Source organism: Pseudoclavibacter chungangensis (assembly GCF_013410545.1).
GTDB classification, from domain to species: Bacteria; Actinomycetota; Actinomycetes; order Actinomycetales; family Microbacteriaceae; genus Pseudoclavibacter; species Pseudoclavibacter chungangensis.
The window spans coordinates 1,778,098-1,793,104 of sequence record NZ_JACCFV010000001.1; the positions used below are offsets into that span (position 1 = coordinate 1,778,098).

14 protein-coding genes and 1 pseudogene are annotated in these 15,007 nt (G+C 71.6%); 9 read left to right on the plus strand and 6 right to left on the minus strand.

Features of this window, described 5'->3' with window-relative positions; all coding sequences use genetic code 11:
- Positions 1–129 precede the first annotated feature (129 nt).
- The 5 genes from HNR16_RS07995 to HNR16_RS08015 all read left to right on the plus strand — a co-directional run bounded on the left by HNR16_RS07995 (position 130) and on the right by HNR16_RS08015 (position 5,026).
- The gene (locus HNR16_RS07995) at positions 130–1,887 is read left to right on the plus strand and encodes an MDR family MFS transporter (RefSeq protein WP_377700594.1); all 1,758 of its coding nucleotides are present in this window, start codon (positions 130–132) and stop codon (positions 1,885–1,887) included.
- The gene (locus HNR16_RS08000; protein WP_158039567.1) at positions 1,884–2,438 is read left to right on the plus strand and encodes a MarR family winged helix-turn-helix transcriptional regulator; all 555 of its coding nucleotides are present in this window, start codon (positions 1,884–1,886) and stop codon (positions 2,436–2,438) included. Before HNR16_RS07995 ends, HNR16_RS08000 begins: the two co-directional genes overlap by 4 nt.
- A gap of 66 nt (positions 2,439–2,504) precedes the next feature.
- Positions 2,505–3,356, plus strand: coding sequence for a pyridoxal kinase PdxY (gene pdxY, locus HNR16_RS08005; protein WP_158039566.1), 852 nt, complete (start codon positions 2,505–2,507; stop codon positions 3,354–3,356).
- A gap of 109 nt (positions 3,357–3,465) precedes the next feature.
- Positions 3,466–4,518, plus strand: a complete 1,053-nt coding sequence (locus HNR16_RS08010; protein ID WP_338109151.1) for an aldo/keto reductase — start codon at positions 3,466–3,468, stop codon at positions 4,516–4,518.
- Positions 4,519–4,615: 97 nt separating this feature from the next.
- A complete protein-coding gene (locus tag HNR16_RS08015; RefSeq protein ID WP_158039565.1) occupies positions 4,616–5,026 on the plus strand; it encodes a YccF domain-containing protein in 411 nt (136 codons plus the stop codon).
- A gap of 7 nt (positions 5,027–5,033) precedes the next feature.
- Here HNR16_RS08015 and HNR16_RS08020 read toward each other — a convergent pair whose 3' ends face one another.
- Positions 5,034–6,545, minus strand: a complete 1,512-nt coding sequence (locus HNR16_RS08020) for an aminotransferase class I/II-fold pyridoxal phosphate-dependent enzyme (protein ID WP_158039564.1) — start codon at positions 6,543–6,545, stop codon at positions 5,034–5,036.
- A gap of 74 nt (positions 6,546–6,619) precedes the next feature.
- On the opposite strand from HNR16_RS08020, the gene HNR16_RS08025 reads away from it, so the two are divergent.
- Positions 6,620–7,573: a LysR family transcriptional regulator gene (locus HNR16_RS08025; protein ID WP_158039563.1), complete on the plus strand. Its 954-nt coding sequence runs from the start codon at positions 6,620–6,622 to the stop codon at positions 7,571–7,573.
- Positions 7,574–7,614: 41 nt separating this feature from the next.
- Positions 7,615–8,034 carry an SIP domain-containing protein gene (locus HNR16_RS08030; RefSeq protein ID WP_158039562.1) on the plus strand — a complete coding sequence of 140 codons (420 nt, stop codon included), beginning with the start codon at positions 7,615–7,617 and terminating at the stop codon, positions 8,032–8,034.
- A gap of 8 nt (positions 8,035–8,042) precedes the next feature.
- Here HNR16_RS08030 and HNR16_RS08035 read toward each other — a convergent pair whose 3' ends face one another.
- Both HNR16_RS08035 and HNR16_RS18785 read right to left on the minus strand, forming a co-directional pair.
- Complete coding sequence (locus HNR16_RS08035) at positions 8,043–9,317, minus strand: glycoside hydrolase family 15 protein (RefSeq protein ID WP_338109152.1); 1,275 nt, start codon at positions 9,315–9,317, stop codon at positions 8,043–8,045.
- Between the two features lie 130 nt (positions 9,318–9,447).
- A pseudogene (locus HNR16_RS18785) lies at positions 9,448–9,852 on the minus strand (trehalase-like domain-containing protein); the annotation flags it as partial.
- A gap of 229 nt (positions 9,853–10,081) precedes the next feature.
- Between HNR16_RS18785 and HNR16_RS08040 the strand changes: the two are divergent.
- The gene (locus HNR16_RS08040; RefSeq protein ID WP_158039561.1) at positions 10,082–10,555 is read left to right on the plus strand and encodes a hypothetical protein; all 474 of its coding nucleotides are present in this window, start codon (positions 10,082–10,084) and stop codon (positions 10,553–10,555) included.
- Positions 10,556–10,620: 65 nt separating this feature from the next.
- On the plus strand, positions 10,621–11,058 hold the full coding sequence (locus HNR16_RS08045) for an acyl-CoA thioesterase (protein WP_158039560.1): 438 nt from the start codon (positions 10,621–10,623) through the stop codon (positions 11,056–11,058).
- A 33-nt stretch (positions 11,059–11,091) separates the two neighbouring features.
- Here HNR16_RS08045 and HNR16_RS08050 read toward each other — a convergent pair whose 3' ends face one another.
- From HNR16_RS08050 to HNR16_RS08060, 3 genes are all read right to left on the minus strand, one after another.
- Positions 11,092–12,981, minus strand: a complete 1,890-nt coding sequence (locus tag HNR16_RS08050; protein ID WP_158039702.1) for an FAD-binding monooxygenase — start codon at positions 12,979–12,981, stop codon at positions 11,092–11,094.
- Positions 12,982–13,221: 240 nt separating this feature from the next.
- Positions 13,222–14,136, minus strand: a complete 915-nt coding sequence (locus tag HNR16_RS08055; RefSeq protein ID WP_158039559.1) for an SMI1/KNR4 family protein — start codon at positions 14,134–14,136, stop codon at positions 13,222–13,224.
- A gap of 152 nt (positions 14,137–14,288) precedes the next feature.
- The gene (locus HNR16_RS08060; RefSeq protein WP_158039558.1) at positions 14,289–15,002 is read right to left on the minus strand and encodes a CE1759 family FMN reductase; all 714 of its coding nucleotides are present in this window, start codon (positions 15,000–15,002) and stop codon (positions 14,289–14,291) included.
- Positions 15,003–15,007 lie beyond the last annotated feature (5 nt).

Here is a 15,007-nt window from a genome sequence, read left to right on the forward strand (position 1 = left end):
CGTGCGACCGCCGTACACGGGTGCACGAAATTTGTTGACCGCGGTCAATCATGATATCGTTGCCCTCGGTCAACAACATTTCGGCCCGCCGTCGACGACGAGCGGGCCGACGTCCGTCCGAGGAGTTCCATGTCATCGTCCGCACTCGCGGAATCCGACGCCACGACCGGTGGCGCCATGACGCATCGCCAGGTGCTCGAGGCCCTCTCCGGCCTCCTGCTCGGCATGTTCGTCTCGATCCTCGCGGGAACCGTCGTCTCGACGTCGCTCCCGCTCATCATCGCGGACCTGGGCGGCGACCAGGCGGCGTTCACGTGGGTCGTCACCGCGACCCTGCTCGCGACGACCGTCTCGACGCCGATCTGGGGCAAGCTCGCCGATCTCTTCGATCGGAAGCTGCTGCTCCAGCTCGCGCTGAGCGTCTTCGTCCTCGGCTCGGCGCTCGCGGGATTCTCGCAGGACCCGTCGACGCTCATCGGCTTCCGCGTCCTGCAGGGTCTCGGTGCGGGCGGCCTCGCGGCCCTCAGCCAGATCGTCATGGCCGACATCATCAGCCCGCGCGAACGCGGCAAGTACGCGGGGCTCTTCGGTGGCGTGATGGCCGTCGGCACGGTCGGTGGACCCCTGCTCGGCGGCGTGGTCACCGACGCCTTCGGATGGCGCTGGAACTTCTTCATCGCGCTCCCCGTCGCCCTCCTCGCGATCGTCCTCCTGCAGCGCACCCTGCACCTCCCGAAGCGCGCGCGGCGGCGCGTCTCGATCGACTACCTCGGCTTCGTCCTCATCTCGGGCGGCGTCTCGCTCCTGCTCGTGTGGGTGACGCTCGCCGGCAGCAGCTTCGAGTGGGCGAGCGCGACCTCGTTCACGATGGTCGCCGGTGCGCTCGCGCTGCTCGTCGCCGCCGTGTTCGTCGAACTGCGTTCGCCCGACCCGATGATCCCCATGACGATGTTTCGCGACCGCACCTTCACGCTGTCGGTCGTCGCGAGCCTCGCGGTCGGCGTCGCGATGTTCGGCACCGCCGTCTTCCTCAGCCAGTACATGCAGCTCGCGCGCGGTGCGACCCCGACGCAGTCCGGCCTGCTGACGATCCCGATGATGGCGGGCGTACTCATCGCCTCGTCGGTCTTCGGATCGCTCATCAGCCGGACCGGCCGCTGGAAGGCCGTCATGGTGACGGGCTCGGGCCTCACGATCGCGGGCCTCCTGCTGCTCTCCTTCCTGCACTACGACACCCCGTTCTGGTACGTCGGAGGCGCCATGTTCGTGCTCGGCTCGGGCGTCGGCATGGTCATGCAGAACCTCGTGCTCGTCGTGCAGAACGCGATCGAGGTGCGCAACCTCGGCGTCGCGACGAGCGCCGTGACGTTCTTCCGCAGCCTCGGCGGCACGATCGGCGTCTCCGTACTCGGTGCCGTGCTCGGCCACCGGGTCTCGACCGACCTCGGCGCGAACATCGCCGCGCTCCCCGTCGATCAGCAGCTCGTGGCGGCGCAGACGCTCGCCTCGGGCACCATTCCGCACATCTCGGCGCTGCCGGAGTTCCTCCGCGTACCCGTCGAGGCGGCCTACGGCACGGGCGTGGGAACCGTGTTCCTCTGCGCCGTCCCGCTCGCGGTGATCAGCCTCGTCGCGATCGTGTTCCTGCCGCGCATCCCGCTCGGCACGCGCACCGCGCAGCAGCGACTCGCGGACGGCGACCGGCCCGCGGAATCCGATGCGGTCGTGCACCCCGAGGAACCCACGCACGCCGACGACCCCGTGCACACCGACGGGCCCGTCGACGGTACTCGGGCCACGACCCAGGTGCCGGCAGGGGTCGCGGCGGACGCGGCGGCACGCGGCGACGAGGCGACGCCTGCGGGCCGGACGGCGGGCGGGGCATGACGAGTTCCACGTCCGCGCACGATCGCGAACCGGGCGACACCGAGGCCGAGATCGACGCGCTCGAGCACGAGTTCGTGCGGTTCTTCGCCCGCGCCCGCGCGATGTGGAAGACCGCGGCGACCGAGATCGAACCGGAGTTGCAGCCCGTCGGCTACAAGCTGCTCGTGAACCTCCATCGCGACGGCCCACGCCGCGCGGGTGACCTCGCGGCCGCCACCGAGACCGACAAGAGCGTCGTGAGCCGCCAGCTCCGGTTCCTCGAGTCGCGCGGTCTCGTCGAGGGCATGCCCGATCCCGACGACGGGCGCTCCCGGATCTACGCCGCGACACCCGAGGCGAGCGCGCGTCTCGACGCGACGGGCAGCCGATTGCGCGCCCGACAGCACGGCTGGCTCGCCGAGTGGGAGGGCGACCGGGTGCGCACGCTCACGGCGCTCCTCGCGGAGCTCAACACCGGGCTCGACGAGCTCGCGCGACCGACCGAACCGGCGGCGGAGCGCGCCGAGCGGACGACCGACCGCCCGGGCACCGCCACGGTGCACGAGGACTGAACGCCGCGTGAACGGCGCACCGACGGCCGCCGTGCCGTCGGTGCGCCGCCGTGGGAGGATGTGACGGTGAACATCCTCTCCATCCAGTCGCACGTCTCCTACGGCCACGTCGGGAACTCCGCGGCCGTCTTCCCGCTGCAACGACTGGGGCACGAGGTGTGGCCGGTGCACACCGTCAACTTCTCGAACCACACCGGCTACGGCGAGTGGCGCGGACAGGTGATCCCCGCGAGCGAGGTCGCGGCCATCATCACGGGCCTCGAGGAGCGCGGCGCGCTCGCGCGCGTTGACGCGGTGCTGAGCGGCTACCAGGGCGGAGCGGACATCGCCGACGTCGTGCTCGACGCGGTCGCCCGCGTCAAGGCGCTCAACCCCGCCGCGACGTACACGTGCGACCCCGTCATGGGCAACGCGAAGTCGGGCTGCTTCGTCGACCCGGCGATCCCGCCGATCCTCCGTGAGCGGGTCGTGCCGGCGGCCGACCTCATCACGCCGAACCAGTTCGAGCTCGGCTTCCTGACCGAACGCGAGGCGTCGACGATCGAGTCGACGCTCGAGGCCGTCGACGCGGCCCGGGCGCTCGGGCCGCGCGCGGTGCTCGTGACGAGCGTCGAGCGACCGGACCGCGAGCCCGACACGATCGAGATGCTCGCGGCCGACGACGAGGGCGCCTGGATCGTCCGGACGCCGCACCTGCCGCTCAAGGCGAATGGCTCGGGCGACGTGACGGCGGCCCTGTTCACGGCCCACTACCGCACGACGGGTTCCGCCGCCGAGGCGCTCGCGGCGACGACGTCGAGCGTGTTCGACCTGCTGCAGGCGACGCTCGACTCGGGTGCGCGCGAGCTGCAGCTCGTCGAGGCGCAGCAGGCCTATGCGGCACCGCGCCTCCAGTTCGAGGTGCGCCGACTCCGCTGAGCGGCGGTCGTGTCCTTCCGTGCCCTGCCTACCCCGCCGAGCGCGGCCCGGGCGAGACGCGGCGTCACATCGTCCCGTCCGGCCGGACGCGACGGGTAGCGTGCCGGACGTGACCGGAACGAACACGCACACGCGCGACCACGCCACCGTCGAGCTCGGCGACGGGCTCGTCGTCTCGCCACAGGGCTACGGGGCGATGTCCCTCACCGACGTCTACGGCCCCGTCAGCGACGACGACGCGCTCGCCACGCTCCGGCACGCCGTCGACGCGGGGGCGTGGTTCGTCGACACGGCGAACATCTACGGCGAGGGGCGCAGCGAGCGCATCATCTCGCGACTCATCGACGGCCGGCGCGACGAGATCGTGCTCGCGACGAAGTTCGGCATCGTGCCGGGTGGGCGCATCGGCGAGCGGAGCATCCGCGGCGACCGGGCCCACGTCCGCGAGCAGATCGACCGCAGCCTGCAGCGCCTCGGAACCGACCACGTCGACCTCTACTACCAGCACCGGGTCGATCCCGAGGTGCCGATCGAGGACACGGTGGGGGCCGTCGCCGAGCTCGTCGCGGAGGGCAAGGTCCGGCACATCGGCCTGTCGGAGCCGACGGGCGACGAGCTCCGTCGCGCCGTCGCCGTCCACCCGATCGCGGCCGTGCAGAGCGAGTGGAGCATCGTGAGCCGGGACGTCGAGGCACACGTGCTGCCGGCGGCGCGCGAGCTCGGCGTCGGCTTCGTCCCCTACTCCCCCCTCGGCCGCCAGTGGCTCACGGGCGCGTTCGACGAGGCGGCGCTCGGCGCCGACGACGGTCGCCGCAAGTTCCCGCGCTTCTTCCCCGAGGCGCTCGCCGCGAACCGCCCCGTCCTCGCCGAGATCGTCGCGATCGCGTCCGAGGCGGGGGCGACCCCGGCGCAGCTCGCGCTCGCCTGGCTCGACGCGCGCGGCCGCGAACTCGGCGTACCGGTCGTGTCGATCCCGGGCAGCCGGAGCATCGCGCACGTCGACGAGAACCTCTCGGCGCTCGATGTCCGTCTCGGCCCGGACGTGCTCGCGCGACTCGATCCGATCGCGTCGCGCATCACGGGCGGCCGCTCGTTCGATCCCGCGTGGGTCTCGCGGGGGCGTGAGACCGCCGTGGACGACACGGCGTCGCCACACGCCTGACCCGCGGTCGCCGCCCGTTCGCCGAGGGCTCACCGGGACGGCGGACCCTCCGGCCAGCCGGTGGGTGCGGGCGGTCCGGACGCGAGATGATGGTGGCATGCGCACGCTGCTCAACATCATCTGGCTCGTCCTGTCCGGGTTCTGGCTGTTCCTCGGCTACGCCCTCGCGGGCATCCTGCTGTGCATCCCGATCATCACGATCCCGTGGGCCATCGCGTCGTTCCGCATCGCGGGCTACGCGCTGTGGCCATTCGGGCGCGAGGTCGTCGCCAAGCGCGATGCCGGCGCGTTCTCCTTCATCGGCAACGTCATCTGGGTGCTCCTGGCCGGCTGGTGGCTCGCGATCGGCCACATCGCGTCCGGCATCGCACTGTGCGTCACGATCGTCGGCATCCCCCTCGGTATCGCCGACTTCAAGATGATCCCGATCTCGCTCGCTCCCCTGGGCCGCGAGATCGTGCCCGTCGGGACGGCGAGCGCGGCGAGCGCGCACCGCGTGCCCGCCTGATCGTCGATCACACGACGACGCGGAACCCGCTCAGGCGCTCGTCGACCGCCCCGCGCACGTGGCCGCCCGGAACGGTCGCCGTGGCGCGCAGGAACGCGATGGTCTCGGGCGTGATCTCCTCGCCCGGCAGGACGTTGGGGATGCCGGGCGGGTACGCGGCGAGCGAGTCGGACGAGATACGTCCCGCGGCCTCGTGCCACGGCACGACCTCGGACGGCGCGAGGTAGGCGTCGCGCGGCGGGACGACGAGCCGTCCCGTGGCGGGCAGTTCGAGCGTGCCGGGCGCGGCCGCCGCGGACGCCTCGGGGCGCGTGTCGGCGAGCTGCGCGAGCGCGGCGAGCAGGCGCCGGCCGTCGGCGCTCCCGCCGACCCCGACGAGGGCGACGATCGCGGTCGCGGTCGCCATCTCCACCTCGATGCCGTGTTCGCGGGCGAGCAGGCTGCGCACGGTGTATCCGTCGCGCCCGGTCGCGCGGATGTCGACGGGGATCCGGAACGGATCGACGTCGACGACGGCATCGACCTCCGTGAAGCGGTCCGAGAGGATCGGGAAGCGGCCGTCGGCACGCAGGAGCGCACGCATCGCGAGCACCTCGTCGTACGAGCGGGCGAGTTCGTCACCGCGCTCCACGAGGTCGCGCCGATCGAGGTCGAGCGACGCGAGGAGCAGCGCGCTCTCCGACGTCGAGGTCGTCATGCGGACGGCGCGCTCGACGTGCGGTTCGAGTGCCGCCGCGAACGGTCCGTGCCCCAGGTGCAGCATGGCGCTCTGCGTGAGCGAGCCCGTGAGCTTGTGGGTGCTCGTCACGACGAGGTCGGCCCCGAGCCGGGTCGGTGCGTCCGGCAGTTCGTCGAGGAATCCGAAGTGGGCTCCCCACGCCGCGTCGACGACGAGCGCGGCGCCCGCCGCGTGCACGACCTCGGCGATGGCTGCGACATCGGCGACGGCGCCGAAGTAGCTCGGCGAGACGATCACGACGGCGCGCACGTCACCCGGGTGCTGCGCGATCGCGGCGGCGACCGCATCCGGCGTGACGCCGTGCGCGATGCCGTGTTCGACGTCGAGGCGGGGCTGCACGAAGCCCGGCTCGGAGCCCGCGAGGATGACGCCGTCGACGAGACTCGAGTGCGCGCTGCGCTGCATGACGAGACCCGGGCCGAGCGCGCGCGCCGCGAGCGCCGCGACGCGGTTGCCCTGCGACGACCCGCCGGTCAGGAACCAGGTGCGCGACGCACCCCAGGCCTCGGCCGCGAGCCGCTCCGCGTGGGCGCGCGGAGAGTCCGCGCCGAGATCGATCCCGTCCATGAGCATCGTGACATCGAGTCCGAGCACGCGCTCGCCGAAGAACTCCGCCTGGCCCGTCGCGAGCCCGCCGGAGCGCGCGCCGTGACCGGGCACGCTCAACGAGAGCGTGTCCCGAGCGGCGTGCATCGCGAGTGCGGCGGCGTACGGCGCACCGGGGCCGGACCGGCGCTCGTCGGAGGAACCGGGGCGGGTCGTCTCGGGCGCATGGGTCATGTTCCGATGGTGCCCCCGCAGCTTCGAAGCCGGAAGGGCAACTTTTCTTGTGGCTTCAGCACTACGCTGAAGCCATGTCCCGTCACCCGGCCGATCTGCGAGGACTCACGGCGTTCGTCGCCGTCCTCGACACGGGCTCCGTCGCGGCGGCCGCGGCGCTACTCGGGTGGAGCCACCCGACGGTCGATCACCACCTCCGCAAGCTCGAGCTCGCCGCCGGCGTCCCCCTCCTCGAACGCGGCCCGCGCGGGAGCGTCCCCTCCGAATCGGGCCTGCGCGTCGCAGCCTCGGCGCGGCGCGTGCTCGACGCCGAACGGCATGTGTTCGACGAGCTCGACGCCTGGCGGCGGACGGGGTCGTCCCTCGTCCGCCTCGGCGTGTTCCCGACGCTCGGTGCGCAGATCGTGCCCGGGCTCCTCGCCGGGCTCACGGGATCGGGGGTCGCACTGGAGGTCACCCTCGACGAGTGCGAGCGTCTCACGGCGAAGCTCGGCGACGGTTCGCTCGAGGCGGCGATCGTGTTCCAGGCCTCCGGCGCCCCGATCACCCTGCCCGCCGAGACCGACGCCGAGCTCCTGTTCGCCGAGGAGGTCATGATCGCGCTCCCCGTCGGTCATCCGGTGGGCGGAACGGCGGTCCCGCTCACGGACCTCGGCGCCTTCCGCGACGAGCGCTGGTCGTTCGGGGCGTCCGGGAGCGACACGCTCGACGACGCGACACGCGATCTGTGCCGCCGCTCCGGCTTCGACCCCGAGACCGCCATGCACTCCGACGACTACGCCGCGGTGCTTCGACTCGTGGCGGCGGGCGTGGTCGTGGCGGTCGTACCGCGCTCGGTCGCCCGGGGCGACGGTGTCGACTTCGTCCCCATCGACCGCGCGCTCCTCCATCGCGAGGTGCTGCTCGCGACGACCCGCGCGGCACTCGCCACGCGAACCGTCGATGCGGTCCGGGCGGCACTCCGGCGCGTGCTCCCCGACATCGGACCCCGTGCGGCCAACCCACCCTCGCCAGGTTCACGCCTGTAGGTTAGGCTCGCCTTACTCTTCTTCCGTGGAATCGAGGTCCGATGCCGCCGCTCATCTGCCTGTTCATCGGCGACCAGTCCGACCTTCCGCAGATCCGCCGCCTCTGCGACGAGCTGCCGACCGATTCGTACGGGCAGATCTTCATCGAGGTCACGACGCGACTCCAGGTCGTGCGCTGGTCACCGCCGGCGGGCATGACGCTCACGTGGTTGTGCCGGGACGAGTCCCGGGGCCGCGGCGGCGCCGTCGCGAAACGCGGCGAGCTCGCGACCCGTGCGCTGCGGGCCTGGGCAGCCGAATGGTTGCCGGAGGACGGCACAGCGACGGACGGACCCTACTCGATGTGGGTCGGCTGCAGCTCGAGTCCCCTCGTGACCTTCGAGTACCACGAACTGCGCGAGCGGCTCGCGTGCGAACCCGAGCACTTCCGTGGCGCTCGCCCCGGTTCCCACGACGGCTGACTCGTTCCTCATCCGGCCCCGGGCCGGGGGGCTCGATCCGCGAGCGTGGCGAGCGGGTCGGCGAGCGTGTCCGCCGCCCGGATGAGCGCCAGATGGGTGAACGCCTGCGGCGTGTTGCCCGTCTGGCGACCCGCCGCGACGTCGTACTCCTCGGAGAGCTGCCCGACATCGCCCGCACACGCGAGCACGCGGCGCATGAGCGACTCGGCCTCCGCCCTGCGGCCGGTCCGCGCGTACTGCTCGACGAGCCAGAACGAACAGGCGAGGAACGGATGCTCGCCGCCGGCGATCCCGTCGAGCTCGGCGGACGCGTCGTAGCGAAGCACGAGCCCGTCGGGCATGAGCTCCGTCTCGATGCGCCGGACCGTCGCGATCATGCGCGGATCGTCCGGCGCGACGAACCCGATGTCGGCGAGCAGGAGCAGGTTCGCGTCGACCGCGGTCCCGCCGTAGAACTGGACGAACGAACCGGATCGCCGATCGACGCCGTCCCGCTCGATCTCCGCCCGCAGTTCGTCCCGAACCGACGCCCAGCGCTCCGCCGGCCCGTCGAGACCACCCTCGACCGCTTCGACACCGCACTGGAACGCGGCCCACAGCATGGCCCGTGAGCACGTGAACGCGCGCGGCGCTCCGCGGACCTCCCACATCCCACGGTCGGGGCGCCGCCAGCTCCGCTCGAGGTACACGGGGATGGCGCGCTGCAGGTTGCACGACCAGCCGTCCTCGGCGAGTCCGTGGCGTCGCGCCGCACGGAGGGCGATGAACAGTTCACCGAACACGTCCGCCTGGTACTGCGACGCCGCGCCGTTCCCGATGCGGACGGGACCGGAGCCACGGTAGCCGGGCAGCGAGTCGATCTCCCGCTCGTGGAGATCGCGTTCGCCCGCGAGGCCGTAGACGATGCGGACGTCCGCGGGCGCCCCCGCGACGGCGCGCAGCAGCCATGCGCGCCACCGGATCGCCTCGTGGGTGAGGCCGTGGTGCAGGAGCGTCCCGAGGGTGAGCGATGCGTCGCGGAGCCACACGTACCGGTAGTCCCAGTTGCGGCCGGCGCCGATGCGTTCCGGCAGGCTCGTCGTGGCGGCCGCGACGATACCGCCCGTGTCGCGGAAGGTGAGTGCTCGGAGCGTCGCGAGCGATCGGCGCACCTCGCGCTCGTGCCCCGCCGGTACGCTCGCCTGCCGGATCCAGCGCTGCCAGTCGGTCCGGACCTCGTCGAGCTCGGCGTCGACCTCGATGGGCGCGGGCACCTGCTCGTGGGAGGCGAACCAGCTCAGCACGAAGTCGACGGTCTCCCCCCGCCCGCACGTCGAACTCGGTGACGTGCCGCATGCCCTCGGCGCGCAGTTCCGGCCCGCGGAGGACGAGGGCGTCGGGGCCGGCGGTCGCGACGAGGACCGCGCTCCCGTCGCGACGCTCCTGCCGGACCCACGGGGTCGCGCTCGCGTAGCCGAAGCGGAACGTGACCTCCACCCGCATGCGGACGACCCCGCGGTCCCCCGAGATGCGGCGAACGACGTGGCTGCGGCCGCCACTGAACGTCATGGCGTCCGTCACGGTCACCGCGCCGGTCGAGGTGCGCCAGTGCTGGCGCAGCACGACCGTGTCCTCCACGTACGCCCGCGACGCCACCGCGTCGGGGTCCGCGGGGGCGATGCGCCACGCACCGTGGTCCCCGTAGCCGAGCAGCGCCCCGGAGACCGAGGGACTGTCGAAGCGCGGGAGGCACAACCAGTCGATGGATCCGTCGTCGCCGACGAGTGCGGCCGTCCGCCGATCACCGATGATCGTGTAGTCCTCGATGCGAAGCGGCATCACGGTCCCCGTCCCTGCGCCGCCCGGCGCGCGCTGCGACGCTACTCCCCCGAACGGTGCGGCGGCCGCATGCACCGGACCACGACGGGCGTTCGGGCGCCCGTGCGATGATGGACCCTCATCGTCGCCCGCGAGAATCGAGATCGCCCTGTCCCGCTCGTCACGTCACGCCGCCCCCCGCCGGAGTCCCGCACGTCGGTTCTGGTCGGCAGTCACGACCGTCCTCGGCGTGCTGCTCCTGGTCGCCGGCGTCGCACTCGGCGCGGGTGCCCTTCTCGTGCCCGACCGGGTCGAGGCCCTCTACGGCGACGTCAAGACCTCGGTGCAGGACACCGTGCAGGACGTGTCCGGCGAGGTGCCCACGATCCGGCTCGGCGAAGAGGGCGACGAGAACGTCCTCGACATCTGCGACGGCTCGTTCTTCGAGATGGCGACCTACCGCGACGACAACCACATCCTGCCCGTGTTCGCCGCGCACAACAATTGCGGCGGCGACGTGATCCTCGGCTGGGAGGTCGGCACGCAGATCGCGATCGACGGCCGCCCGGGCCTCTACGAGGTCGTCGAGATCCGCAACACGGGCAAGACCTGGGTCACGACGAGCGAGCTCGTCGGCCTCCAGGGGGAGCTCGCGCTGCAGACCTGCTACTACGGCGTCCAGGAGATGCGTTTCGTCGGGCTCTCCCCCGTCCCCGGGAGCTGACCCCCGGAGCCACGCACCGAGACGCACCGGAGCGGCGACGTCCTGCGCGGCGATACCCTGGCGGCATGACCGACGACACCGAGACCGACGCCGACGCCGACGAGATCAACTTCCGGTCACGGCGATGGGTCCGTCCCGAGGACCTCAACGCGAACGGCACCCTCTTCGGTGGCAGCCTCCTCCGCTGGATCGACGAGGAGGCGGCGATCTACGCGATCCTGCAGCTCGGCAACCACCGTGCCGTCACGAAGTACGTCTCCGAGATCAACTTCGTGTCGTCCGCGAAGCAGGGCGACCTCATCGAGATGGGAATTCGCGCGACGAAGTTCGGTCGCACCTCGCTCACGATGCGCGCGCAGGTGCGCAACATGATCACGCGTCGCAGCATCCTCACGATCGAGAAGATCGTGTTCGTGAGTCTCGACGAGCACGGCGTCCCCGTCCCGCACGGGTACTCCGACATCACCTACGGCCGCGACCGCATCCCGTTCGAACGGGAGTAAGCCGGCGGGAGGCCGGCTACCTCCCGCCCGCCGTCACCCGGCCGTGAGGAGCGGTGCGAAGTAGTCGGCCAGTTCCTCGCGTGCGTCCAGCGGCAGCACGTTCGAGACGTACTGATCGGGACGCACGACGACGACGGCCCCCGTGGGCGAAATCCCGCGCGCCTCGAACACGTCCTCGCCCTCGATCGCGGTGTGGAACTTCTCGTAGTCGACGACGCCGAAGGGACCGACGCGCGGGCGGAACAGCTCGGGCACCCGGTTGATGTCGACCTCGGTATAGGGCTGCCGGTAGACGACCTTCACGTCGAAGAGGGCATCGATGTCGGCGTCGCGGGGCGAGTGCACGGCGAGCGGCGAATCCGGTGCCTCGGCGAACCATGCCGCCCAGTCCGTGACGCCCGAGGGCTCGCCCGGCGCGGGCGCGTCGGCGAACACGTAGATGCGCCACCGGCCGTCGGCCCGGTGGTGGTGCCCGAGATGGATCGTGTTCGCGTCCGCGACCCGCATGACGCGAGCCGACTTGAACCGCTTCCCGACGGGGAATCCCGTCGCGAGGTGCTGGTGGACGGGCGTGGCCGTCAGGATGGACGGCGCGTACTCGGTCATGAAGCCCGCCGGGAACTCGAACGTGCGCACGTAGAACTCCTCGAGCTCGGTCGGGTCGGCCATCTCCTCCGGCTTCGCGGCCATGAGGGTCGACCACTCCCGGTCGAAGTCGATGAGGTCCTTCGCGACGACGCGCCGCTCCGCCGAGTAGGTGCGCAGCAGACGCTCGGGGCTGCGTCCGGACACGACCGAGCCGAGTTTCCAGGCGAGGTTGAAGCCGTCCTGCATCGACACGTTCATGCCCTGTCCGGCCTTCGCGCTGTGGGTGTGGCACGCGTCGCCGGTGAGGAACACGCGCGGCGTGCGCTCGCCCACCTCGTCCTCGCCGAGGTCGTCGAAGCGGTCGGTGAGGCGGTGCCCGACCTCGTACACGCTGTTCCAGGCGACGTGCCGGACGTCGAGCGTGTACGGGTGGAGGATCTCGTTCGCGCGACGCACGATCTCGTCGAGCGGGGTCGCGCGGATGCGTCCCGCGTCGTCCGCCGGCACGACGCCGAGGTCGACGTACATGCGGAAGAGCGAGCCACCCTCGCGCGGGATGAGGAGGATGCTCCCGCCCGAGCCCGACTGGATCGCACACTTCGTGCGGATGTCGGGGAAGTCGGTGACGGCGAGCACGTCCATGACGCCCCACGCGTGGTTCGCCTTCTCCCCCTCGAGGCGGCCACCGATCGCGCGGCGGACACCGCTCGCCGCTCCGTCGCACCCGACGACGTAGCGCGCCCGGACGGTGCGCGACGTGCCCGCGCGTTCACCGGCGGTCGAGCGCACCTCGACGGCGACGGGGTACTCCGCACCGTCCGTGACCTCGAGCCCGACGAACTCGATGCCGTAGTCGGGGACGACCCGTCCGGGCGCGTTCGCCGCGAACTCGGCGAAGTGGTCGAGGACGCGGGCCTGGTTCACGATGAGGTGGGGGAACTCGCTGATCCCGCTCGGGTCGTCGAGCGTGCGCGCGGCCCGCGCGATCCTCGTGGGATCGTCCGGGTCCGGCTTCCAGAAGATCGTCTCGGTGAGGTGGAACGCCTCCTCCGTGATGCGTCCGGCGAAACCGAAGGCCTGGAACGTCTCGACGCTGCGCGCCTGGATGCCGTCGGCCTGCCCCACGGCGAGGCGACCGGCACGTCGCTCGATGATCCGGACGTTCACGTCCGGGTACATCGCGAGCTGGGCCGCGGTGATCATGCCCGCGGGACCGCTGCCGACGACGAGCACGTCGACCTCGTCCGGGAGCTCGGTGGGCCGATCGAGGCCGACCCCGGCGGCCTCGAGGATCCGCGGATCGCCGGACACATACCCGTGGTGGTGGAACTGCACGAAGTGCTCCTCACGTCGTCGTGTGGGTGCACCGGACTCGAACGCGTCGTTCGCCGTCTCCGTCATCGGAACGGTGAACACTCGACCCGGTGCGATCATGTGTGCGATATGCGCACATGAAGTGCGAAGATCGCACACTCACTCTACGCGGGCACGTCCCGCCGAGCAATGCTTCCCTCCCTGTGCCGCCCCACCGAGCCTGCCCGGATCACGTGCCACCGCCGCTTCGACGGTCGAGGATCACCCGTACCGGCGGACGAACGCCACGAGCGCGGGAACGAAGTCGCTGCCGAGGGGCACGTCGATCGACGCGGTCCCGACCGGGACGCTCGCGACGAACGCCGCGTTCTCGTCGGAGGGCACACGAACGAAGAGGCGAACACCGACGCCGGCCGGCGCGGCGGCACTCCATGACAGTTCGACGCGATCGGGGCGGTCGCGGAAGAACCGATCCCAGTCCTCACCCGCTCCGCGGAGCATGACGAGTCGTTCGACACCGTCGCCCACGTCGACGTCGCCGAGGTAACCGTCCGTCCACCACATGAAGCGACGCAGCTCGTCGGGGAACCGGAACCCGACGCGAGCCTCCAGGCGCGACGGGCCCCCGTCGGGGACGTCGGCATCCAGGCAACGGGGGTCGAGGAAGCGCAGGCCGAACGCCTCGACCGGCTCCCCCCGCGGAACCCTCGGCCACGGCTCGTTCCCCGACTCCCCCGCATCGTCGAGGTCGTCGAACTCGTGGATCCACCCGTGGAGCGCGTCCACGAACGTCCCACCCGACCACGCGTACACCTCGTTCGAGCCCGCATCGACGACGGCGAACCGCAGCGCGCCGTCCTCCTCGCGCCGGAACACGAGCGCGTCCCCGCCACCGTTGTCACCGATCTCGACCGCCCCGGGGAACCTGTCCTCGTCGTGATAGGCGTCGCTCGTCTCCGTGCACTCGACGATCTCGTCGACGGCGTGGAGGCGGATGTACCGCGGCTCCGTCGCGGTCGCGTCGGTGATCTCACCGTCGTAGCCGTCGGTCAGGCGCAGGAGGGCCCGCACGTGCACCGGGAACCGTGCCCCCAGCCGCCGCTCGGCGGCGTCGATCGCCCCGTCCGATGCCCCGGACTCGGTCTCGTCGACGAACTCGATGTCGAAGAATCGCATGGGCACGACGCTACGCGGCACCCCGGCGGCCCTCGTCGCACGTCGGACCGATCCCGGCTCATGCCACGTACGCAGCCGGGAAGGCGGCCGACACGCACGGCGCGATCACCGAGCGGTCGCCGAGCGCGGCGGACGTGGCTCGTATCGCTCGCTCACGCGGCGGAGCCGCCGGTGGCGAGGCGCATGAGGTCGGTCCCGAGGTCGATTCCTGTCCCCGCGTCGTCCACGGCCCGGAACGTGTGCTGATAGCTCGACCAGGTGTCCGCCCGGAGTCGGTTCGCGAACCCGCTGTCCATGAGGAGGAACAGTTCGAACGCTGCGCGGTCGATTCGAGTGGTGAGGGCGGGAACGTTCCAGTCCTCGGTCGACGCGAAGACGCCGGTCGGTGCGATGAGGGTTCGCAGGAACGCGAACAGCGAGCGCATCGCCCCGTCGACGACGAGCGCGTGCCTCGCGGTTCCCGCCGTCGCGGCGAGGACGACGGGCGTCCCGAGGAGCAGATCGCTGTCGAGCACGTGGAAGAAGGAACTGAACAGTCCGCTCGGCTCGGCCTTGTAGACGGGCGTCGCGACGACGGCACCGTCGGCCGCGCCGAGGAGTTCGGCCGCGCGTTCGAGGCCGGGCCCCACGAGCTGCGATACGAGTGCGGTCCCGATCTCGCCGGCGAGCTCGCGGAGTTCGAGGACGTCGGTGTTGACCTCGCGGCCGTGGCGCGCTGCGGCGGCCTCGACGGCGCCGGCGAGTCGATCCGCGAGCATGCGCGTCGAGGAGGGGTCACTCGTCCCCCCGTTCACGACGACGAGCCGGAACGGCGCGGCGGCCTCGTTCGATGCCGGGTCCGGGTGTCGGTCGATGTGTGTCGTCATGGTGA

Coding starts and splice junctions, on each gene's coding strand:
- HNR16_RS07995 (WP_377700594.1), top strand. CDS start 130: ATGTCATCGTCCGCACTCGCGGAATCCGACGCCACGACCGGTGGCGCC.
- HNR16_RS08000 (WP_158039567.1), top strand. CDS start 1,884: ATGACGAGTTCCACGTCCGCGCACGATCGCGAACCGGGCGACACCGAG.
- HNR16_RS08015 (WP_158039565.1), top strand. CDS start 4,616: ATGCGCACGCTGCTCAACATCATCTGGCTCGTCCTGTCCGGGTTCTGG.
- HNR16_RS08020 (WP_158039564.1), bottom strand. CDS start 6,545: ATGACCCATGCGCCCGAGACGACCCGCCCCGGTTCCTCCGACGAGCGC.
- HNR16_RS08025 (WP_158039563.1), top strand. CDS start 6,620: ATGTCCCGTCACCCGGCCGATCTGCGAGGACTCACGGCGTTCGTCGCC.
- HNR16_RS08030 (WP_158039562.1), top strand. CDS start 7,615: ATGCCGCCGCTCATCTGCCTGTTCATCGGCGACCAGTCCGACCTTCCG.
- HNR16_RS08045 (WP_158039560.1), top strand. CDS start 10,621: ATGACCGACGACACCGAGACCGACGCCGACGCCGACGAGATCAACTTC.
- HNR16_RS08055 (WP_158039559.1), bottom strand. CDS start 14,136: ATGCGATTCTTCGACATCGAGTTCGTCGACGAGACCGAGTCCGGGGCA.
- HNR16_RS08060 (WP_158039558.1), bottom strand. CDS start 15,002: ATGACGACACACATCGACCGACACCCGGACCCGGCATCGAACGAGGCC.